Raw genomic sequence first — 19,384 nt, 5'->3', positions numbered from 1 at the left:
CTTTTTTAATGATATTCTCTCGGAATGCGGTCGCTGAGGAGACAAACCACCTCATAGTTAATAGTTCCACGGTAGGTCGCTACCTGAGTTGCTGTGATTTCCTTGTCACCGTCGGTGCCGATCAGGGTTACTTTTGTTCCTAGCGGGTAAACCTTAGGCAAACGAATGGTAATTTGGTCCATAGAAACCCGACCGACGATTGGGCAAGCTTGTCCATCTACCAAGACAGAGAAATTTTGCATATCTCGTGTCCAACCATCCGCATAGCCGATTGGCACGGTCGCAATGACTTGCTCACTATCTGCCTGATAGGTCGCTCCATAGCCCATGCAAGCTCCAGCTGGAACTCTCTTGACATGAATAAGGGCAGACTCCAAACTCAAGGCTGGTGTCAAATCATAGGGCAAGTCCAAGACCTCTTCACTTGGATTGAGACCATACATGGCATCTCCCATACGAACCGCATTGAAAATAGTATCTGCATGCCAGAGGGTCGTTGCCGAGTTGCTGGCATGAACCAGTTCTGGGACTTCCTTCATACTTGCCAAAATAGCTTTAAATCGTTCTAACTGGGCATTAAAATAAGTATCTGATTCCTCATCTGCAGTAGCAAAGTGGGTAAAAATCCCTTCAATGCGAGCACCCTCTTGCTTGAGCAAGTCTTGAGCCAGATCAGCTTCACTGGCATCTCTAAAACCAATCCGTCCCATTCCTGAGTCAATCTTGAGGTGGACAGTCAAGCCAGTTAAATCTATCTCCCTAGCTAAGAGCGCTTGAATCCACTCCAGTCCAGCCACAGTCAAGGTGATGTCGTATTCTTTAGCTAGGGAAACAGCTTCTAGCTCAGAAACTCCTAAGATGAGGATTTTCTTGTTTATACCTGCTTGACGCAACTCGATAGCTTCATCGATATTGGAAACGCAAAAGCCGTCGACATCAGCTTGGATAGCAGTGGCAACAGCTACCGCCCCATGTCCATAAGCATTAGCCTTGACTACTGCAAATTTGAGCGTACCATTAGGGATATGACTTCCCATTTGTTGTATATTTTGTCGAATGGCTCCCAGATATATCAGAGCCTTAGTTGGTCTATGTGGACTAGCTTTCATGATTTTCCTCCAAAATGACACTGGCTGTCACAAACTGATCTGTATGGCTGATCGACAGCCAAATTTTCCCTGAAAATGGCGCCTGACTAAAATAGGGAGCCCCTCGTTCATTGTTCAGGACTTCCAAATCCTGAAAGGTCAGTTTGCCAATTCCTGTCCCCAAAGCCTTGGAAAAGGCCTCCTTAGCCGACCAGCGCCCTGCCAAGTATTCGATCTGTCTGCGCCCTTTGAGACTGGTAAAGCGCTCCATTTCTTTAGCGGTTAGCACGCGCTTGGCAAAGCCCTCACGTCGCGTAACTGCGTTTTCTATCGAAGCCAATTCTTCGATGTCAATTCCATGTCCAACTATCATACTCACAAAAGGAGTTGAGATTCCCCCAACTCCATCCTTTTCACTTATTTTGTTAAGGTAGTATAAATTTCTTCTACCAAAGCTACTGTATTTTCCCAACCTAGACAAGGGTCAGTTATGGAGCAACCAAAGATCTCTGGTTGATTTTGGCGACCATCTGCTAGGTATGATTCGATCATAAAGCCTCGAACCGTCTTCTTAATCTTTTCATTCCAATCACGATTCAGCAAGGCTTGGCGAACAATGCGAATTTGTTCCATATACTGCTTGCCAGAATTGTCATGATTGGTATCGATGATAATGAAGGGATTTTCAAGTCCCATAGTCTCATAGCGATTGATGGCATTCAAGAGGGTTTCATAGTAGAAATTGGGTTCATTTTTACCATATTCGTTCATGGCACCACGAAGGATAACGTGGGCCAAGGGATTTCCTGAAGTTTCCACTTCTTGCCCATGGTAAAGGAAGGTTTGCTTGTTTTGAGCTGCATAGATAGCATTAAACATGACCCCAAGATTTCCAGATGTTGGATTTTTCATCCCAACTGGAGAATCAATCCCAGAGGCTACAAAGCGGTGTTCTTGATCTTCCACTGAACGAGCCCCTACAGCATGGTAGCTGACCAGATCATCAACCAAAACGAGATTTGACGGATAAAGCATCTCATCAGCTGTTGTCAAGCCCGTCTCCGTAATCACACGATAGTGCAGCTGACGAACAGCCTGCAAACCATTGATGAGACTAGGCGCTTCGCTGGTATTTGGTTGATGAATCAAGCCCTTATAACCATCTCCATTAGTACGAGGTTTAGCCGTATAGACACGCATCACGATAAAAATTTTATCCGCAACTTTTTTCTGCAAGTCTGCTAAGCGATGAGCATATTCCAAAACAGCTTCTTCATTGTCTGAAGAGCAAGGTCCCATCACCAAAAGGATTCGGTCGTCCTCACTCGAGATGATGGCTGCCAACTCTCTATCGCGGGCTTCTTTCTTTCGCAAGGCTTCAGGTGACAACTGGGTCGCAGCCTTGATTGCTTCAATATCTATTTCTTGACCTTTTTCGATAAATGCCATCTTACTCTCCTAGCGTTTGGTAAATTTCGCGAACAAGTGCTTCTGTGTTGTCCCATCCGAGACACGGATCTGTAATGGACTTACCAAAAACTTCTGGTTCATTTTGACGTCCATCTTCTAGATAAGACTCAATCATGAAACCACGAACATATTTCTTGATTTTCTCATTCCAGTCACGGTTAATCAAGGTCTGACGAACGATACGGATTTGATCCATGTACTGCTTGCCTGAATTGTCATGATTGGTATCGATGATGATAAATGGATTTTCCAAGCCCATCTTTTCATATTGGGCAATGGTATCCATCAAATTGTCATAGTAGTAGTTAGGAATATTTTTCCCGTATTCATTCAAGGCACCGCGAAGAATGGCGTGGGACAATGGATTTCCGGTCGTTTCCACCTCTTTACCGAGGAAAAGGAAACTCTGCTTATTTTGCGCTGCGTAAATCCCGTTAAACATAACATTGAGATTTCCAGATGTTGGATTTTTAAATCCTGTTGAGAAATCTGCTCCACTCGCTACAAAACGGTGCTGTTGATCTTCTACAGAACGAGCTCCAACAGCCATATAAGAAATCAAATCATCCACCAGCGGAAGATTTTCAGGATAAAGCATCTCATCCGCTGTTGTCATACCAGTCTCGGTAATCACACGGTAGTGGAGCTGACGAACAGCCTTGATCCCATTGATCAAGCTAGGGGCTTCTGTCGCATTTGGTTGATGAATCAAACCCTTATAGCCATCTCCATTGGTACGAGGTTTAGCTGTATAGACACGCATGACCATAAAAATACGGTCTTTGACCTCTTCTTGCAAAGCAGATAGACGCTTAGCATACTCGAGGACTGCCTCTTCATTATCAGATGAACATGGTCCAATCACCAAGAGAATACGCTGGTCTTCCCCACGGATGATGGCTTCCAATTCCTGATCACGTTGGTTTTTTCTCGCAAGAGCAGCTCCCTCTAATTTAGACAAGGCGCGAACTTCTTCAATGTTAATTTTAGGACTTTTAGCTGTAAATACCATGATTCATCTCCTTATAAAGCAAACGGACACCAAGTAAAAATGTATTTTCACCAGGTATCCGCCTGTATCTTATCTCATATTATTGTCTCTTACCATGACAGTTCTTGAATTTCTTACCAGATCCACATGGACATTGGTCATTGCGTCCGATTTGGCTCAAGTCCACATCTTCTGGAAGATGAGTCTGTTGCGCTGCGATATTACGAGTTGCAGTCGTACTGATATTGTGTTCCGTTTGTGGTCTTTCCTGTTCGTGGATTTGCGCTTTCATCATCAAACGAGTGACGTCAAATTCAATTGACCCAATCATGTCGTTAAACATGCGGAAACCTTCTGCCTGATATTCTACAACAGGGTTGTTTTGGGCATATCCACGAAGACCAACAGCATTTCGCAACTGGTCAAGGGCATCAATATGATCTGTCCACTTGTTGTCTACAACACGTAGAATCAGAACCTTTTGGAACTCTTTCACTGCATCTTCATCACGAAGTTTGGCAACTTGGTTATCATAAACCTTCAATGCACGTTGATACAGCTCATCTTTGATGGCTTGATCTGACAGACCTGCAAGATCTGAACGGCTGATTGAATCTTCTGGAAGCAGGTTATACTTAGCAAAGTTCAGGATTGCTTCCAGTTTTTCATCTTCCTTAGAACGTGCATGTGCATCCACGATACGTCCAATGGTACGACGGATCATAGCATGGATTTCTGGGGCCAAGTCACGATCTGCAGTAATGACATCATAACGTTGTGCATAGATGATTTCACGTTGTTCACGCATGACATCATCGTATTGAAGGACTTGTTTACGAGTGTCGTAGTTGTTTCCTTCGACACGTTTTTGAGCTGATTCCACTTGACGCGTTAACATGCGAGATTCGATGGCTTCGTCAGACATATTGAGACGTTCAAAAACACCTTTCAAACGTTCTGAACCGAAACGTTTCATCAAATCATCTTCAAGAGACAAGTAGAATTGTGACTCACCTGGGTCTCCTTGACGTCCTGAACGTCCACGAAGCTGATTATCAATACGGCGACTTTCGTGACGTTCTGTACCAATGACGCAAAGTCCACCAAGTTCACGAACCCCTTCACCAAGCTTGATGTCAGTACCACGACCGGCCATGTTGGTAGCGATGGTAACTGCGCCACGTTGACCAGCATTCATGATGATTTGCGCTTCTCTGTAGTGGTTTTTCGCATTCAAGACTTCGTGAGGAACACCTGCTGCTACCAATTTCTTAGAAAGGAAGTCACTCGTTTCAACGGCAACTGTACCTACCAAGACCGGCTGACCTTTTTGGTAACGAGCTTTTACATCTTCAACTACAGCCTTAAATTTCGCATCAAGACTTGCATAGAGAAGGTCTGAGTGGTCGATACGTTGAATTGGACGGTTAGTTGGGATTGGAATAACACGAATGTTGTAAATTTCGCGGAATTCTTCTTCTTCTGTTTTACCAGTACCTGTCATACCTGCCAATTTCTTATACATACGGAAGAGGTTTTGGTAGGTAATAGAAGCTGAAGTCTTGGTCTCGTCTTGGATTGGCACACCTTCTTTTGCTTCAATCGCTTGGTGCAAACCATCAGAGTAACGACGACCTTCCATGGTACGACCTGTAAATTGATCGACGATCAGGATTTCCTGCTCTTCGCTGACCACATAGTCGATATCGAGAATCATGATATAGTTGGCACGAAGGGCATTGTCGATAAAGTGAGTAAGAGCTACATTTTCGATGTCGTAGAGATTTTCCAGTTTGAAGTATTCTTCAGCCTTGTCAATCCCTGAATCAGACAAACCAATAGTCTTAGACTGAATGTCAATGATATAGTCATCTTTGTCCAAAGATTTGACAAAGTGATCCGCCATATGATAAAGCTGACTAGTTTCCACAGCATTGGCTCCTGAAACGATCAAAGGAGTACGAGCTTCATCAATCAAGATCGAGTCAACCTCATCGACCAAAGCATAGTTGAGCGGACGCTGTACCATGTTTTCTGCCCGAACAACCATGTTGTCACGAAGGTAGTCGAAACCAATTTCTGAGTTAGTCGAATAGGTAATATCACAGAGATAGGCTTCTTTCTTCTCCATTGGTGACTTCGCAGCCAAATTAATCCCTACTGACAAACCAAGCCATGAGTACAATTCACCCATCTCAGTTGCATCACGTTCGGTTAGATACTCGTTGACCGTTACTACGTGAACCCCTTCACCTGCTAGAGCGTTGAGGTATACAGGCATCGTCGCTGTCAAGGTTTTCCCTTCACCAGTACGCATTTCTGGCACATCTCCATGGTGGAGGACAATCCCACCCATGACCTGCACTTTATATGGGAAAAGTCCAAGAACACGCTTGGCAGCTTCACGTACTACCGCAAAAGCCTCATAGAGCAATGAATCCAGCGATTCACCCTTATTGTAACGTTCCTTAAATTCATCTGTTTTTGCTTTTAGCTGGTCATCCGTCAAGGCTGCCATCTGCTCTTCATATTTGAGAACCTTGTCTGCCATCTTTTCCAGACGACGAAGTTCTCCTTTATCATTTTCGATAATCGTTTTTAAAATATTAGCCATTATTTTCCTTACTTTAGATTCTGAATATTTTAGAATGTTCTTTTAATTCTAGCACATTTACTCTTAATTTTCAAGAAAGAATCCGCGTTTTAACAGGGAAAAGAGGCTGACTTCTAGGTCAGCCTCTTAGCTTTTTATGGACTACATTTCACACAAAAATTTAATTGCCAAGCAGAGCTGGCAAAATTCCAAAAATCAGGAAAAGATTGATCCAGAAGGCCATACAAAAGATCACTCCAAAGAGGAAGAGACTCATCTTTTTAGTCAGTACTGAGAAAAAGATTGCCAATACACCAAAGACGACAAAGAGTTTTTTCATGATGAAGAAATAAACTGAAACTCCTCCTATTTGAAATCCCCAAGGAAGAAAAAATACTAGTAACCAGAGGAAGCAAATCGCAAGAATATAGACTTTGTAATAGCTCTTCATAAACTGCCTTACCTTTGACATCTCAAACCTCCTCTAAAACTTAGCTATTCAGTGATGAACCTCTGTTATTGACCTGTCTCAGCTTGAACATTCTCTTCAGGCAGACATAGACTTTCCAGTCATTCACAAGAGACAAAAAGACTAAAAGAATCTCTATCCCCCAAATTGTTAAATCAGCAGGATTTTTCAAGACAATATTGAAAATCAAGAATGAAAAAACGGTAAAAGCTAGACTAAATACAGCAAAAAGGGAAAGATAAATCCAGTAAAAGTAATAGAAAAACGCGAAATATTTACTATTTTTGTCCGTCTTCTCAATCCAATGAAAAAAATAAAAGTAAGGTGATAATAGCAATAATATAAAAAATTTCTCCATCACACACCTCTTTTTAATAACGTTTTCTTTGATTTCATTCTATCAAAAAGATCTGGAAATGTCATCCCAGATCTTGCTTGTTTATTTCCGCTTTCTTGCGATGAGATGAATCGGTGTTCCTTCAAAGACAAAGGCCTTGCGAATTTGATTTTCCAAGAAACGCAGGTAAGAGAAGTGCATGAGTTCTTCTTCATTGACAAAGATGACAAAGGTTGGTGGCTTGGTTGCCACTTGAGTCGCGTAGAAGATTTTGAGGCGTTTGCCTTTGTCTGTCGGTGTTGGATTGATAGCAATGGCATCCATAATCACATCGTTCAATACAGCTGATGGGATACGGGTGTTTTGGCTTTCACTGATTTGCTTGATCATCTCAGGCAGTTTGTGGAGACGTTGCTTGGTCAAAGCTGAAACAAAGACAATCGGTGCATAAGGCAGGTATTGGAACTGCTCACGGATATCTTCTTCCCAGTTCTTCATGGTATGATTGTCTTTCTCAAGTGTATCCCACTTGTTGACCACGATAATCATTCCTTTACCTGCTTCGTGGGCAAAACCTGCGATACGCTTGTCGTATTCACGAATACCTTCCTCGGCATTGAGGACCATCAAGACTACGTCAGAACGGTCAATAGCTCGCATGGCACGCATGACTGAGTATTTCTCTGTGTTTTCATAGACTTTACCAGACTTACGCATACCTGCCGTATCAATCATGGTAAACTCTTGACCATCTTCATCTGTAAAATGCGTGTCGATAGCGTCACGAGTTGTACCAGCTACGGGACTAGCAATCACACGATCTTCTCCCAAAATAGCATTGATCAAGCTAGATTTTCCGACATTTGGACGTCCAATTAAGCTGAATTTAATGACATCCGGATTTTCTTCTTCGACTTCATGTGGTAGATTTTCCACGATGGCATCCAGTACATCACCCGTACCAATACCGTGGATAGATGAAATTGGCAACGGTTCACCTAAGCCTAGTGCATAGAAATCAAAGATATCATTTCGCATCTCAGGATTGTCAACCTTGTTAACTGCTAGGATAACAGGCTTATGGGTTTTATAGAGTTTGCGAGCTACGTACTCATCTGCATCTGTAATCCCTTCTTTACCAGAAACGACAAAGACGATGACATCTGCTTCTTCCATAGCAATTTCTGCCTGGTGTTTGATTTGCTCCATGAAGGGAGCATCGACATCGTCAATCCCTCCCGTATCAATCATACTAAAGGAACGGTTGAGCCACTCACCCGTTGCATAGATACGGTCACGTGTCACACCCTCGACATCTTCTACGATTGAGATTCGCTCACCAGCGATTCGGTTAAAGAGGGTCGATTTCCCAACATTGGGACGCCCTACAATGGCAACAGTTGGTAAGGCCATGTTTTCTCACTTTCTACAATAACTTTTTCTGTTCTAGATTTTTCCGAGTTGAACTAGGTTCGGCTTGACCAAACTGCTCTGCCAAACGCTGACTCCAAGAGGTTGTCGCACGCGCACCAGCATAGTCTGCCTGTACTTTGTCATAGTCCAAAATCGCCGCTACAGGCTGTTCTTGGTATTCTTCTTCAAATACCACTTGGTTCAAAGGCAGTCTTGGTTTGACCTCGTGTTGTTGATCTGGCACGCCAAGGGCAATCCCAAAAACAGGGTAGGTATAGTCAGGCAGGTTAAAAAGCGCTGCCACTTCTTCTGACTTATAACGGACCAAACCGATGATAACACCACCATATCCCAGACTCTCCGCCGCAAGCAAGGTATTTTGGCCAGCAAGAGCCGCGTCCACAGACGTGATAAGGAGACCTTCTACCCCGTGAGGTTGGAAAGTGTCCGTATGAAGGCTTGCTCCCTTTTCCGCTCGATTCAAGTCACCAACAAAGAGCAAAAAGGCTGCTGACTGGCGAATGGCTTCCTGGGGAACCAATTCATAAAGAGCATCTTTCTTCTCTTGACTGCGCACAAGAATCACAGAATAGGATTGGAAATTTTTCCAAGATGACGCCATTTGCCCAGCAGTCAGAATCTCTTCCAAGTCTGCTTGAGGAATTTCTTGCTCCTTAAAGCGACGAACTGAAGTATGAGCTTTCATCAGTTTAATGGTTTCTGTCATCGGCGATTTTCTCCTTCTAGTCTTGTCTCCTCTGCTAAATAGCGGATCCTTTCCATGACCCGTCTAGCTTCCCAAGTCTCATCATTTCCATTCTTTCCTTTGGCAAAATGTTTTTCCAAATCTTGGAAATTAAAGTTGGAAGTAAAGAAGGTTGGCAAATCTTCCTGCATACGATACTGGAGAATAACTTGGAGAATCTCATCACGCACCCAAGGTGTTGACTGCTCTGCACCAATATCATCCAAGACCAAGACTTCTGCTAACTTGATGTCATCCACCAAGGTCTTCACAGATCCTTCACCGATGGCATTTTTCACATCAATGACAAAGCTTGGATAGTGGAGAATCGTCGTTGATGCCCCACGTTTTTCAGATAGGTCGTGAGCTAAGGCCGCCATCATAAAACTCTTACCAACACCAAAATCTCCGTAAAGATAGAGGCCTTTTCGGATGTTTGGGTAAAGGTCAACAAAGGAATAGAGTCTCTCAAAAATCGGCAAGCGTCCTAGATCATCCAGGTCAATCTGAGCCAATTTCGCTTTCTTGAGACTGGCTGGTAGATTGATCAACTTAAGACGATTCTTAATTGCAGCCTCTTTTTCTGCCGCGATTAGTTCTGGTGTTTCTTCATAAGACACATCCGCATATCCGTGATTCATAACCAAGATGGGCTTGTAGCCACGCGCTATATAGTCCGCATCCCCACGAAGAAACTTGTCCCGTTCTGTGATATATTGGTTGAACTTGGAGATGCTACGATTCAACTCCTCTGGACTGAGGGACTTTTTCTGGATAAAAGCCGCCACATCTGGGTCTTTCATAATCTGCTGGACTAGGTCCTGATACTGAAAACGACTTGTCTGACGCTTGATAACGTCGCCAACACTTTCCATCTAGTCTCCTCCTTCTTCTAATCGGGCTAACATTTCTTGTTTTTTACGTTCTAGTTCCAGACGAGTCTCCTCGCTGGTTTGATTTTTATATTCTGGATTACTCCACTTAGGAACATTGGTCTTAGTCGAGCTAGTTTTCGATTTCTGGTCTTCTTGCCCTTTTTGCTGACGCTCTCGAATCCGAAGCACAGCTTCTTCTGCTGTCCGAATTTTTTGATAAGCATAGTCATTTGCGACCTTCATGGCATATTTTTCATTAACATTAGCCGAATCAACCTTGTTAAAGGTTAGAAGCAAGACGATATTGATGACTTCATCCAACAAGCCTAAAGACGCCATCTGGTGAAGGAGTTCTCGTTCGCTCTGGGTGATGTTCCCCTTACGCGTTTGCTTGATTTCCGCTAAAAAATGTAGGGGAGTTTTATTTTTGGCTTCCCTGATAATGGTCATTTCTTTGGGGCTAAAGTCAGAAGGAACCTGCTTTTGCGCAAGCTTTTCACGCATGCGTTTGACTGAAATAACCTGAGCCAGCGCTGTCGCCTTGGCTAATTGATAGGTTTCAAACCAGGTCCATTTTTTTTCATCTGCGATGGCAAACAATTCCAAAACATCTGCCTGCTCGTTTTCAAAACGCAAGCCATCTCGAACCATCAGGCGCTGGAAATGTTCCAAATCAAAATCGTTTTTTAACTTGCTTTTAGACTCGCTTGGTGTCACTTCTTCGGTCAGGGTTGGAAAGACTTGGCTCAAAGAAACAGAGAAAGCTTCTCCCTCACTTGGAGCCTGCTTCATAGCAGAAACAGCTGTATCCCCAATCTTTTTCTCTAATAATCTGCTATAGACAGAATGACTTAGAAATTCTTGACTGGAGAGGGGAGAATGAAGCTGTAATTCATAGACATTCTCCTTCTGATAAAGGGTCAACAGATCGAAGGCAGATAAGACTTTAAAGGATTGGAGTAAGGTCGGCATGCCAAAGTTTAAGTGGTTGAGGATATGGGAAAAGAGGTGTTCCTTTTGTCCACCATCCCAAAAGGTAATGGCATATAGATAGAGGCTCAGCGCCTCCTGACCGATAATCGGGAGGTAGCACTGCACCAGAGAAGAGGTATCTTGCGACACCCGATTATTCTTTAGAAAAGAAAAACGGTCATTTGGCTTCATCTATTTTTCCTTTTTCTTTTTTGAGGACTGGGTGATCTGCTGGAGCAGACTCTCCAACTCACTCACATCCTTAAAGCTACGATAAACACTGGCAAAACGAACATAGGTAATCTCATCCAGCTCCGCCAATTCTTCCATGACTAAAGAACCAATATATTCACTTTGGATCTCATTCTCACTGCGACTACGGAGTTTTTGCTCGATGCGATTGACCACCATGCCGATTTCATCACTCGAAACAGGGCGTTTCTGGGCTGAGCGGATAATCCCATTAAAGATTTTATCTCTCGAAAACTGCTCTCGCGTACCGTCTTTTTTGACGACAACCAGCGTTCTTTCTTCTACTCGTTCATAGGTTGTAAAACGATGCTGACACTCGTCGCACTCACGTCTTCGACGGATGGTATTTCCTTCTTCGGCTTGTCGACTATCAACAACACTAGACTTGGTAGCCCCACATTTTGGACAACGCATGCATTTCCCTCCTTGTCGTTTTCTTTTCATTATACCATTTTTTGAGCAATTCCCAAAACAATTCTTATTTTTACTTGACAAGTTTTTTGTTTTATTGTATTATTTGATTAGAACAATAAAGGCAAAGAAAGGAGACTATGATGTCCTGGTCATTTGATAATACAAAACCGATTTATTTACAGATTATGGAAAAAATCAAATTACAGATTGTTTCCCATGAACTGGAACCCAATCAACAGCTCCCTACCGTGAGAGATTTGGCGAGCGAGGCCGGGGTCAATCCCAATACCATTCAGCGCGCCTTGTCTGACCTCGAACGTGAAGGATTTGTATACAGCAAGCGGACAACTGGTCGTTTTGTCACCGAGGATTTGGACCTCATCGTTCAGTCCCGCAAACAACTTTCCGAGGAGCAACTGCAACAATTCGTCTCTTGCATGCTTCAATTTGGCTACAAAAAAGAAGAACTGCCAAATGTATTAAGCGACTATATTAAAGGAGTTTAAGACTATGACACTACTAGCACTTGAAAATGTAACAAAATCATATGGAGCAACTGCGGCACTTGACAATATCTCACTAGAGATCTCAGCTGGAAAGATTGTCGGGCTCCTTGGACCAAACGGATCCGGAAAAACAACTCTAATCAAACTAATCAATGGCCTCCTTCAACCAAATAAAGGACGTGTCCTCATTAACGGACAGGATCCAAGTCCTGCTACCAAGGCGATCGTTTCCTATCTGCCAGACACAACCTACCTCAATGAAGAGATGAAGGTTAAGGATGCTCTAACCTATTTTAAAACCTTCTACCAGGATTTCAATCTCGAAAAAGCCCAACACCTTTTAGCCGATCTCGGTATTGATGAAAACAGTCGCCTCAAGAAACTATCAAAAGGGAACAAGGAAAAGGTCCAACTCATCTTGGTTATGAGCCGTGAAGCCCGCCTCTACGTTCTGGACGAACCTATCGGAGGCGTGGATCCAGCTGCCCGTGATTATATCCTCAATACCATCATCAACAACTACTCACCAACCTCTACGGTACTGATTTCAACCCACTTGATTTCAGATATTGAGCCAATCTTGGATGAGATCATCTTCCTCAAAGACGGAAAAGTCGTCCGCCAAGGAAATGTTGATGATATTCGTTACGAGTCAGGTGAATCAATTGACCAACTCTTCCGCCAGGAATTTAAAGCCTAAGCAAAGGAGATTATTATGTTTTGGAATCTAGTTCGTTATGAATTTAAAAATGTCAATAAATGGTATCTGGCACTCTACGGAGCTGTACTTGCAATTTCAGTTTTGATTGGAGCTTTTATTAGCAGTCTTAGCCAGAGTTACAATCCTAACAATGCTGCTTATTTCATCTTCTTTTTAGTGCTAGTCTTTGGAGGACTCAGCGTCACTCTTTGGATTGCAACAATCTTTTTAATCATCCGAAGATTCAAGGGAAGTGTTTATGACCGCCAAGGGTACTTGACCTTGACCTTGCCTGTCTCCGAGCACCAAATCATCACCGCAAAACTTTTAGGTGGTCTTGTCTGGTCCATCTTAGGCTATATCGTCTTTATCTTGAGTATATTGATTATCATCTTCTTAACACCAATTGAAAAAGACTTCACTGCCCTCTATAACTTCATCTCCCCTTATCTCAGCTACGGCTGGCTGTATGCCCTATCACTATTTGTCGGGTCAATCGCATGGATTTTATCCATTTACCTCTCCATCTCTATCGGGCAACTCTTTAACGAGTATCGAACAGCCATGGGGATTTTAGCCTATATCGTCATTTCCATCGTTATTGGTTATATCACTTTCTTCTTAAGAGTTGACAATGACTATAACGTGATGGTTGGTACAGAAATTCTGCGCGATCTCTTTTTATCAGCTATCTACTATCTCGGTACCTACTATATCTTGAAAAACAAGGTTAATTTGCAATAAAAAATGCCCAGCTAGAAAGCTGGGTTTTTCTTTAACTCAATATCAAACTGGCTACGATGGGGCTGACAAAAACATAAAGAATACCGGTGACTCCGATAGCCAAGCCACCCATGGCTCCTGCTACAGAGCCGTAGCGAAGGGCAGTTCCTGTTCCGACAGCATGACCTGTCCCACCGAGGGAAAGTCCCACTGCAACTGGATCATCAATCTTCAACCACTTCAAAAGGGTTGGTCCAATAACACTGGTCAAAATCCCAGTTGCTACTACAACCACCAAGGTCACGGTCGTCAAGCCTTGCAATTTTTCTGTAATCCCCACTGCCATGGCGGTTGTTACTGACTTAGGAAAGAGAGAAATGGCTAGGAAAAAGTCCATACCAAATATTTTCGCAACTAAGGCCGTAAAACTAGTATTGACAATCACTGCTAGCAGACTACCAAAGAGAATACTCCGTGCATGGTGCTTCATCAGGTGAAAACTCTTGTAAAGCGGAATCCCTAGAGCCACCGTCGAAGGGACTATCAAGTTGTTCAGATAAACCCCACCTTGATAGTAGTCTTGGTAAGAAATACCAGTCACCTTGAGAAAAATAATGATAAAAACAGCTGACAAAAGTAAGGGCGTTGTCAAAGGATGGGGAAAACGTCTGTAAATCAAGATCCCTACTAGATAAGCTAAGATAGATAATGCAATCCCAAATAGAGGATTGGAAACAAATTCACTCATTTGGCTCCTCCTTTCCCATAGTCACCCTCAAATCGTCGCTTGATAAACTGTACCACTAGAGCTATGAGGACAATGTTAATGACAGCCGCAAAAAAGACAATCAAGACGATAGGCAAAAGATAAGGAGCAATGACATCAAACTTTTCCATGATTCCCACTGCTGGCGGCAAAAAGAGAATGGTCATATTGGCCAGCAAGAAATTCCCCACCATGTTGACATGCCTGGTTCTCAACCACTTGAATTGTAGGGCTAGAAAGAGAATAATCAACCCGATAATACTGCCTGGGATGGGCAGATGAAAGAAACTAGAAATTCCCTCTCCGATTAGAGAAATCACAAAGAGAATCATTAATTGAACATATAATTTCATCCTAAACTCCATGAAATAGACTTCTTGCATACCAGTTTACTCTTTTTTCAGAAAATTTCAAGGAAATATCGCAATTCTTATCTCTTGCAAGGATTAGTTAAAAGTAGTATAATCATTGCATGCGCAATCATCTTGTGTTGTGGAGACAGTCAGTAATGACTTTGTGATTTTACTTTGAAAAGAAAGGAGATACTATGACCTATTTGGAAAAATGGTTTGATTTCAATCGTCGTCAGAAAGAAATTGAAGGTCTCTTGGAAGAGACCATTGCCCAGCAGAGTGACCAAAGTCTGACCTTGAAAGAGTTTTACCTGCTCTACTATCTGGACTTGGCCCAAGAAAAATCTCTACGCCAGATTGACCTGCCAGATAAACTTCATCTGAGCCCGAGCGCTGTTTCTCGGATGGTGGCTCGCTTGGAAGCCAAAAATTGCGGTCTACTTAGTCGCATGTGTTGTGATCAAGATAGACGTTCTAGCTTTATCTGCCTGACAAGTGATGGGCAAAAGACACTGGCCTCTCTACAGAAGGCTGTCGAAGAAAGCTTGGAAACAGGTTTGGATTTCTTGATTTAAGATGATTTTAGAAAAAAGTTGCGTGCGCAATCATTTTTCTTGACATTCTCTTTTACAAGGAGTAAAATAAAGTCATCATTAAACAAAGGAGTTTTTAAAATGATTGAAATTACCTATCTAGATGCCAGCAAGAACGAAAGAACTATAACGTTCGAATCTTATGACGACTTTGATCGTTCACAACAAGCTTGCCTTATCGGCGTCGCAGACTACTACCCAGTCCAAAAATTAACTTACAACGGTCATGATTTGGACTACCATGGGACTTATGGAGATGTCTTCTTCTATCTCATGAAACAAGATTTAAGCCAATATAACTAAAAAAGGAGAAATACAATGGCAAAAGCAATTACAGATGCAACATTCGAACAAGAAACAAAAGACGGTTTGGTCTTAGTAGACTTCTGGGCAACTTGGTGTGGTCCATGTCGTATGCAAGGTCCAATCTTGGATAAATTGTCTGAAGAACTTTCAGAAGATGTCTTGAAAATCGTCAAAATGGACGTTGATGAAAATCCAAACACAGCTCGTGCTTTTGGAATCATGTCTATCCCAACTCTTCTCTTCAAAAAAGACGGCCAAGTGGTGAAACAAGTTGCTGGTGTTCACACAGCAGAACAAATCAAGGCTATCGTTGCTGAATTGAGCTAATCACACGAGAGACCAAGTGCTTCATTTGGTCTCTTTTTTCTTGCCCTTTGCCATTTTTCAAAAAATATGCTAGACTGTAGATAGAATATTACGATGTTTGGGACATGCCATCGCTAAAAAAAACCTCTACTTGGTATTTTTTAGCTCCCCTCAAGGGAGCTTTTTGCGTGCTCTGAACATTTTCCACTTTGGAAGGAGTACTATGAAACGTCAATCAGCCTTGGTCGTCTTTAGTGGCGGTCAAGATTCCACAACCTGCCTCTTTTGGGCTAAAGAACACTATGAAACAGTCGAAGCCGTCACCTTTTCCTACGGCCAACGCCATCATCTCGAAATTCAAGTTGCTAGAGAAATCGCTAAGGAACAAGGCATTCGTCATCACATCTTAGATATGTCTCTGCTGGGACAAATTACTGAAAATGCCCTAACCTCTGATATGGAAATCAAGCAAAAAGAGGGAGAGGTTCCCAATACCTTTGTTGACGGCCGCAATCATCTCTTTTTGTCCTTTGCGGCAGTTCTTGCCAAGCAACGAGGCATTAAAGACATCGTCACAGGTGTCTGCGAGACAGACTTCTCAGGCTACCCTGACTGTCGAGATGTCTTTGTAAAATCTCTCAATGTTACTCTCAACCTTGCCATGGATTACGACTTCGTTATCCAAACGCCTCTCATGTGGCTAGACAAGGCTGAAACTTGGGAATTAGCCGACCAACTCGGTGCCTTTGACTATGTTCGTGAAAAGACCTTGACCTGCTACAATGGGATTATCGGAAGTGGCTGTGGAGATTGCCCAGCCTGCCACCTGCGTCAGCATGGCCTTGATGTTTATCTCTCACAGAAAGGAGAGGGTTAATGTTTTTTGCACCCAAAGAAATCAAACAGGAAACTGGGGAGTCTCTTGTCTACAATCCTCACAGAACCTTGGTATCAAAAGAGTTCACCTTCGACGCTGCCCACCACCTCTTTCACTATGAGGGAAAATGCAAATCCCTGCATGGCCACACCTATCATCTGCAAGTTGCTGTCAGTGGATTTTTAGATGAACGTGGTATGACCTACGATTTTGGAGATATCAAAGCGATCTACAAGAACTACTTAGAACCCCACTTGGATCATCGCTATCTCAATGAAACCTTGCCTTATATGAATACAACCGCTGAAAATATGGTTTACTGGATTTTCCAAACCATGAGTCAAGAGTTGCCCGACGAGCGCGGTCTCCGTTTGGAATACGTTCGCCTCTATGAAACTCCGACTGCCTTTGCAGAGTTTAGACGGGAGTGGTTAGATGACTAGGGAACGTGTCCTCAAACTACCAGTTCTGGAAATTTTTGGCCCTACCTTTCAAGGTGAAGGTCGTGCTATCGGGCAGAAAACCATGTTTGTCCGTACTACTGGTTGCGACTACCATTGCGACTGGTGCGACTCTGCCTTTACTTGGGATGGTTCTGAAAAGCCAACTCGCATGACCGCTGATGAAGTCATTGCTGCCTTAGATAAGCTAGGAAGCTACGACTACGTCACCCTGTCTGGGGGAAATCCCGCTATCCTAGCAGCCAATATGGCCGAACTCGTCACCAAGCTCAAAGAACGTGGGGTCACCCTTGCTGTTGAGACCCAAGGTTCTCGCTGGCAAAATTGGTTAAAAGATATTGACCAAGTCACTCTGAGCCCCAAACCTCCCTCATCCAAGATGGAAGTCAACTTCGAGACTTTAGACTTTATCGTTTCCCAATTGGATCCAGACAAGGTCACCTTTAAAATCCCTGTCTTTGATGATGCCGATTTGGCCTTTGCTAAAGGGATTCAAGAACGTTACCAACCAGATGTCCTCTTCTTATCGGCTGGAAATCCTGAGCCCAAGGCTACAGGTAATATTGTTCAAGACCAACTAGACCGTCTCAAAGAACTCTGGGAACGCGTCGCTGCTGACGATAGCTGGGGCAATGTCCGCGTCCTTCCTCAACTCCATACCCTCCTCTACGACAACCAACGTGGTGTTTAAATTAGAAAGAAAAAATCATGTCACAACAAGAAGAAATGAAAAACCTAAGCCTACTGGGCAACAAAGAAACCAACTACATTTTTGACTATCAACCAGAAGTCCTTGAATCTTTTGACAATCGTCATGTTGAAAATGACTATTTCATCAAATTCAACTGTCCTGAATTTACCTCGCTTTGCCCAATCACCGCTCAGCCAGACTTTGCGACCATTTATATTTCCTACATTCCTGACAAGCTCTGCATCGAATCAAAATCCCTCAAACTCTACCTCTTTAGCTATCGAAATCATGGAGATTTTCATGAAAACTGTATCAACACTATCGGGAAAGATTTGGTCAACTTGCTAGACCCTCGCTATTTAGAGGTATGGGGAAAATTCACTCCGCGTGGTGGTATCTCAATCGACCCTTACTACAACTACGGTAGACCTGGAACTAAGTATGAAGGCTTGGCAGAACAGCGTCTCTTCCAACACGACCTCTACCCAGAGAAAATTGACAACCGTTAAACTCATACTCAATGAAAATCAAAGAGCAAACTAGGAAGCTAGCCGCAGGTTGCTCAAAGCACTGCTTTGAGGTTATAGATAAGACTGAAGAAGTCAGCTCAAAACAGTGTTTTGAGGTTGCAGATGGAAGCTGACGTGGTTTAAAGAGATTTTCAAAGAGTATAATACGAAAAAGCCCTGTTCCTCAAACTGAGAACAGGACTCTTTTTTCGTTTCTTATTCTTCTGTTCCAAGGAAATTTTTCGCAACAAGTGCTGCAAGAACGCCACCAACGATTGGGGCAAGGATGAAAATCCAAACTTGTTGAAGAGCTGCGCCACCTACAAAGACAGCAGGTGCCAAGCTACGAGCTGGGTTTACTGAAAGGCCAGTAATGTTCAATCCAACAAGGATCATCGCCATCAAGGACAAACCGATTACCAAACCAGCGATTGCGCCATTGCCCTTGCTTGCTGAAGTGACAGTCATGATAACTAGGACAAACAAGAAAGTTGCGATGACTTCAAACAAGAATCCACCAAAGACAGTGACACCGTTTGCCAAGGCATTTTCACCAAGGCTAGCAGTTGACATGCCTGAGTTAGACAAGAGGAAGAATACTGCAGCTGACGCAAGGAAAGCTCCAACTACTTGTCCAAGGATGTAGTTTACAAGTTCTGAAGATGACAAGCGTTTGTTTACAAACATAGCGATCGAAACGGCTGGGTTCAAGTGAGCACCTGAAACAGTTCCGATTGAGAAAGCTGCAACCACAATTGCTAAACCAAAGGCAAAAGCAATTCCAAGGTGTCCAAGACCATTAAGACCATTTCCAAAAACAACGGCTCCTGTTCCGATGAACACAAGCATAAATGTACCGATTAATTCAGCAACAAATTTTTTCATGATAAGTCTCCTTTTTTCAAACTATGTATTAGTCTATCAAAAGAAGGAAAGGGTTTCAAGAAAATTGACTGGAAAGTTATTTGAAAATT

General features: G+C 43.0%; 25 protein-coding genes. 10 read left to right on the top strand and 15 right to left on the bottom strand.

Translation table 11 applies throughout. The features are described 5' to 3' along the window. Positions 1-5: 5 nt before the first annotated feature. The 12 genes from alr to nrdR form a co-directional block, all read right to left on the bottom strand. Positions 6-1,109 (bottom strand): alanine racemase, encoded by a 1,104-nt coding sequence (gene alr / locus E2R31_RS07605; RefSeq protein ID WP_132973768.1) that lies wholly within the window; start codon positions 1,107-1,109, stop codon positions 6-8. Continuing rightward, positions 1,099-1,461 carry a holo-ACP synthase gene (acpS, locus tag E2R31_RS07600; RefSeq protein WP_084949237.1) on the bottom strand — a complete coding sequence of 121 codons (363 nt, stop codon included), beginning with the start codon at positions 1,459-1,461 and terminating at the stop codon, positions 1,099-1,101. Before acpS ends, alr begins: the two co-directional genes overlap by 11 nt. 44 nt (positions 1,462-1,505) lie before the next feature. Next, positions 1,506-2,537: a 3-deoxy-7-phosphoheptulonate synthase gene (locus E2R31_RS07595; protein ID WP_132973766.1), complete on the bottom strand. Its 1,032-nt coding sequence runs from the start codon at positions 2,535-2,537 to the stop codon at positions 1,506-1,508. 1 nt (position 2,538) lies between these two features. Then, positions 2,539-3,570: a 3-deoxy-7-phosphoheptulonate synthase gene (locus tag E2R31_RS07590; RefSeq protein ID WP_000232182.1), complete on the bottom strand. Its 1,032-nt coding sequence runs from the start codon at positions 3,568-3,570 to the stop codon at positions 2,539-2,541. A gap of 79 nt (positions 3,571-3,649) precedes the next feature. Continuing rightward, positions 3,650-6,163, bottom strand: coding sequence for a preprotein translocase subunit SecA (gene secA, locus E2R31_RS07585; RefSeq protein WP_132973764.1), 2,514 nt, complete (start codon positions 6,161-6,163; stop codon positions 3,650-3,652). Positions 6,164-6,323: 160 nt separating this feature from the next. Then, positions 6,324-6,614 carry a hypothetical protein gene (locus E2R31_RS07580; RefSeq protein WP_132973762.1) on the bottom strand — a complete coding sequence of 97 codons (291 nt, stop codon included), beginning with the start codon at positions 6,612-6,614 and terminating at the stop codon, positions 6,324-6,326. A gap of 19 nt (positions 6,615-6,633) precedes the next feature. Then, positions 6,634-6,969, bottom strand: a complete 336-nt coding sequence (locus E2R31_RS10020; protein ID WP_380439044.1) for a hypothetical protein — start codon at positions 6,967-6,969, stop codon at positions 6,634-6,636. An 81-nt stretch (positions 6,970-7,050) separates the two neighbouring features. Beyond that, positions 7,051-8,361, bottom strand: a complete 1,311-nt coding sequence (gene der, locus E2R31_RS07570) for a ribosome biogenesis GTPase Der (protein ID WP_132973758.1) — start codon at positions 8,359-8,361, stop codon at positions 7,051-7,053. 13 nt (positions 8,362-8,374) lie between these two features. Then, positions 8,375-9,088, bottom strand: a complete 714-nt coding sequence (locus E2R31_RS07565) for an NADPH-dependent oxidoreductase (RefSeq protein WP_049519022.1) — start codon at positions 9,086-9,088, stop codon at positions 8,375-8,377. Next, positions 9,085-9,981: a primosomal protein DnaI gene (gene dnaI, locus E2R31_RS07560; RefSeq protein WP_132973756.1), complete on the bottom strand. Its 897-nt coding sequence runs from the start codon at positions 9,979-9,981 to the stop codon at positions 9,085-9,087. The genes E2R31_RS07565 and dnaI overlap by 4 nt, the downstream gene beginning before the upstream one ends. Beyond that, positions 9,982-11,145, bottom strand: a complete 1,164-nt coding sequence (locus E2R31_RS07555) for a DnaD domain protein (protein WP_132973754.1) — start codon at positions 11,143-11,145, stop codon at positions 9,982-9,984. It abuts the gene before it with no gap. Continuing rightward, positions 11,146-11,619, bottom strand: a complete 474-nt coding sequence (gene nrdR / locus E2R31_RS07550) for a transcriptional regulator NrdR (RefSeq protein WP_001203676.1) — start codon at positions 11,617-11,619, stop codon at positions 11,146-11,148. A 140-nt stretch (positions 11,620-11,759) separates the two neighbouring features. Here nrdR and E2R31_RS07545 point away from each other — a divergent pair, with 140 nt between their 5' ends. Genes E2R31_RS07545 through E2R31_RS07535 form a run of 3 tightly spaced genes read left to right on the top strand, consistent with a single transcriptional unit; the run spans position 11,760 to position 13,569 of the window. Further along, positions 11,760-12,125: a GntR family transcriptional regulator gene (locus E2R31_RS07545; RefSeq protein WP_084873418.1), complete on the top strand. Its 366-nt coding sequence runs from the start codon at positions 11,760-11,762 to the stop codon at positions 12,123-12,125. Between the two features lie 4 nt (positions 12,126-12,129). Continuing rightward, the gene (locus E2R31_RS07540) at positions 12,130-12,825 is read left to right on the top strand and encodes an ABC transporter ATP-binding protein (protein ID WP_000173187.1); all 696 of its coding nucleotides are present in this window, start codon (positions 12,130-12,132) and stop codon (positions 12,823-12,825) included. Between the two features lie 15 nt (positions 12,826-12,840). Continuing rightward, entirely contained in the window at positions 12,841-13,569 is a 729-nt protein-coding gene (locus tag E2R31_RS07535; RefSeq protein ID WP_000498774.1) for a hypothetical protein, read from the top strand. A gap of 31 nt (positions 13,570-13,600) precedes the next feature. Here the strand turns inward: E2R31_RS07535 and E2R31_RS07530 are convergent, their stop codons facing one another. Both E2R31_RS07530 and E2R31_RS07525 read right to left on the bottom strand, forming a co-directional pair. Beyond that, positions 13,601-14,296 carry an LrgB family protein gene (locus E2R31_RS07530; protein WP_132973752.1) on the bottom strand — a complete coding sequence of 232 codons (696 nt, stop codon included), beginning with the start codon at positions 14,294-14,296 and terminating at the stop codon, positions 13,601-13,603. Further along, a complete protein-coding gene (locus E2R31_RS07525; protein WP_132973750.1) occupies positions 14,293-14,667 on the bottom strand; it encodes a CidA/LrgA family protein in 375 nt (124 codons plus the stop codon). Before E2R31_RS07525 ends, E2R31_RS07530 begins: the two co-directional genes overlap by 4 nt. 194 nt (positions 14,668-14,861) lie before the next feature. Between E2R31_RS07525 and E2R31_RS07520 the strand changes: the two genes are divergently transcribed. The 7 genes from E2R31_RS07520 to queF all read left to right on the top strand — a co-directional run bounded on the left by E2R31_RS07520 (position 14,862) and on the right by queF (position 18,410). After that, the gene (locus tag E2R31_RS07520) at positions 14,862-15,242 is read left to right on the top strand and encodes a MarR family transcriptional regulator (protein WP_084917404.1); all 381 of its coding nucleotides are present in this window, start codon (positions 14,862-14,864) and stop codon (positions 15,240-15,242) included. A gap of 99 nt (positions 15,243-15,341) precedes the next feature. Further along, positions 15,342-15,563 (top strand): DUF4649 family protein, encoded by a 222-nt coding sequence (locus E2R31_RS07515; protein WP_049520424.1) that lies wholly within the window; start codon positions 15,342-15,344, stop codon positions 15,561-15,563. Positions 15,564-15,578: 15 nt separating this feature from the next. Beyond that, positions 15,579-15,893, top strand: coding sequence for a thioredoxin (trxA, locus tag E2R31_RS07510; protein WP_001029581.1), 315 nt, complete (start codon positions 15,579-15,581; stop codon positions 15,891-15,893). A gap of 202 nt (positions 15,894-16,095) precedes the next feature. Continuing rightward, positions 16,096-16,749, top strand: coding sequence for a 7-cyano-7-deazaguanine synthase QueC (gene queC / locus E2R31_RS07505; RefSeq protein ID WP_132973748.1), 654 nt, complete (start codon positions 16,096-16,098; stop codon positions 16,747-16,749). Then, on the top strand, positions 16,749-17,192 hold the full coding sequence (gene queD, locus E2R31_RS07500; RefSeq protein WP_000464583.1) for a 6-carboxytetrahydropterin synthase QueD: 444 nt from the start codon (positions 16,749-16,751) through the stop codon (positions 17,190-17,192). Before queC ends, queD begins: the two co-directional genes overlap by 1 nt. Continuing rightward, positions 17,185-17,901, top strand: a complete 717-nt coding sequence (gene queE, locus E2R31_RS07495; RefSeq protein ID WP_000196477.1) for a 7-carboxy-7-deazaguanine synthase QueE — start codon at positions 17,185-17,187, stop codon at positions 17,899-17,901. The genes queD and queE overlap by 8 nt, the downstream gene beginning before the upstream one ends. A 17-nt stretch (positions 17,902-17,918) precedes the next feature. Beyond that, positions 17,919-18,410 (top strand): preQ(1) synthase, encoded by a 492-nt coding sequence (queF, locus tag E2R31_RS07490; protein ID WP_000082577.1) that lies wholly within the window; start codon positions 17,919-17,921, stop codon positions 18,408-18,410. Positions 18,411-18,626: 216 nt separating this feature from the next. Here the strand turns inward: queF and E2R31_RS07485 are convergent, their stop codons facing one another. Then, on the bottom strand, positions 18,627-19,295 hold the full coding sequence (locus tag E2R31_RS07485) for an MIP/aquaporin family protein (protein WP_000714824.1): 669 nt from the start codon (positions 19,293-19,295) through the stop codon (positions 18,627-18,629). Positions 19,296-19,384: the final 89 nt, after the last annotated feature.

This window comes from Streptococcus downii, assembly GCF_004353325.1.
GTDB lineage: Bacteria > Bacillota > Bacilli > Lactobacillales > Streptococcaceae > Streptococcus > Streptococcus downii.
The sequence above is the reverse complement of the archived record's forward strand: the minus strand, read 5'-3'. Positions and strand labels throughout refer to the sequence as shown.

What these genes read in the sequence shown, in the direction of transcription:
- alr (WP_132973768.1), bottom strand. Translation starts at nt 1,109, where the DNA reads ATGAAAGCTAGTCCACATAGACCAACTAAGGCTCTGATATATCTGGGA.
- acpS (WP_084949237.1), bottom strand. Translation starts at nt 1,461, where the DNA reads ATGATAGTTGGACATGGAATTGACATCGAAGAATTGGCTTCGATAGAA.
- E2R31_RS07595 (WP_132973766.1), bottom strand. Translation starts at nt 2,537, where the DNA reads ATGGCATTTATCGAAAAAGGTCAAGAAATAGATATTGAAGCAATCAAG.
- E2R31_RS07590 (WP_000232182.1), bottom strand. Translation starts at nt 3,570, where the DNA reads ATGGTATTTACAGCTAAAAGTCCTAAAATTAACATTGAAGAAGTTCGC.
- secA (WP_132973764.1), bottom strand. Translation starts at nt 6,163, where the DNA reads ATGGCTAATATTTTAAAAACGATTATCGAAAATGATAAAGGAGAACTT.
- E2R31_RS07580 (WP_132973762.1), bottom strand. Translation starts at nt 6,614, where the DNA reads ATGTCAAAGGTAAGGCAGTTTATGAAGAGCTATTACAAAGTCTATATT.
- E2R31_RS10020 (WP_380439044.1), bottom strand. Translation starts at nt 6,969, where the DNA reads ATGGAGAAATTTTTTATATTATTGCTATTATCACCTTACTTTTATTTT.
- der (WP_132973758.1), bottom strand. Translation starts at nt 8,361, where the DNA reads ATGGCCTTACCAACTGTTGCCATTGTAGGGCGTCCCAATGTTGGGAAA.
- E2R31_RS07565 (WP_049519022.1), bottom strand. Translation starts at nt 9,088, where the DNA reads ATGACAGAAACCATTAAACTGATGAAAGCTCATACTTCAGTTCGTCGC.
- dnaI (WP_132973756.1), bottom strand. Translation starts at nt 9,981, where the DNA reads ATGGAAAGTGTTGGCGACGTTATCAAGCGTCAGACAAGTCGTTTTCAG.
- E2R31_RS07555 (WP_132973754.1), bottom strand. Translation starts at nt 11,145, where the DNA reads ATGAAGCCAAATGACCGTTTTTCTTTTCTAAAGAATAATCGGGTGTCG.
- nrdR (WP_001203676.1), bottom strand. Translation starts at nt 11,619, where the DNA reads ATGCGTTGTCCAAAATGTGGGGCTACCAAGTCTAGTGTTGTTGATAGT.
- E2R31_RS07545 (WP_084873418.1), top strand. Translation starts at nt 11,760, where the DNA reads ATGTCCTGGTCATTTGATAATACAAAACCGATTTATTTACAGATTATG.
- E2R31_RS07540 (WP_000173187.1), top strand. Translation starts at nt 12,130, where the DNA reads ATGACACTACTAGCACTTGAAAATGTAACAAAATCATATGGAGCAACT.
- E2R31_RS07535 (WP_000498774.1), top strand. Translation starts at nt 12,841, where the DNA reads ATGTTTTGGAATCTAGTTCGTTATGAATTTAAAAATGTCAATAAATGG.
- E2R31_RS07530 (WP_132973752.1), bottom strand. Translation starts at nt 14,296, where the DNA reads ATGAGTGAATTTGTTTCCAATCCTCTATTTGGGATTGCATTATCTATC.
- E2R31_RS07525 (WP_132973750.1), bottom strand. Translation starts at nt 14,667, where the DNA reads ATGAAATTATATGTTCAATTAATGATTCTCTTTGTGATTTCTCTAATC.
- E2R31_RS07520 (WP_084917404.1), top strand. Translation starts at nt 14,862, where the DNA reads ATGACCTATTTGGAAAAATGGTTTGATTTCAATCGTCGTCAGAAAGAA.
- E2R31_RS07515 (WP_049520424.1), top strand. Translation starts at nt 15,342, where the DNA reads ATGATTGAAATTACCTATCTAGATGCCAGCAAGAACGAAAGAACTATA.
- trxA (WP_001029581.1), top strand. Translation starts at nt 15,579, where the DNA reads ATGGCAAAAGCAATTACAGATGCAACATTCGAACAAGAAACAAAAGAC.
- queC (WP_132973748.1), top strand. Translation starts at nt 16,096, where the DNA reads ATGAAACGTCAATCAGCCTTGGTCGTCTTTAGTGGCGGTCAAGATTCC.
- queD (WP_000464583.1), top strand. Translation starts at nt 16,749, where the DNA reads ATGTTTTTTGCACCCAAAGAAATCAAACAGGAAACTGGGGAGTCTCTT.
- queE (WP_000196477.1), top strand. Translation starts at nt 17,185, where the DNA reads ATGACTAGGGAACGTGTCCTCAAACTACCAGTTCTGGAAATTTTTGGC.
- queF (WP_000082577.1), top strand. Translation starts at nt 17,919, where the DNA reads ATGTCACAACAAGAAGAAATGAAAAACCTAAGCCTACTGGGCAACAAA.
- E2R31_RS07485 (WP_000714824.1), bottom strand. Translation starts at nt 19,295, where the DNA reads ATGAAAAAATTTGTTGCTGAATTAATCGGTACATTTATGCTTGTGTTC.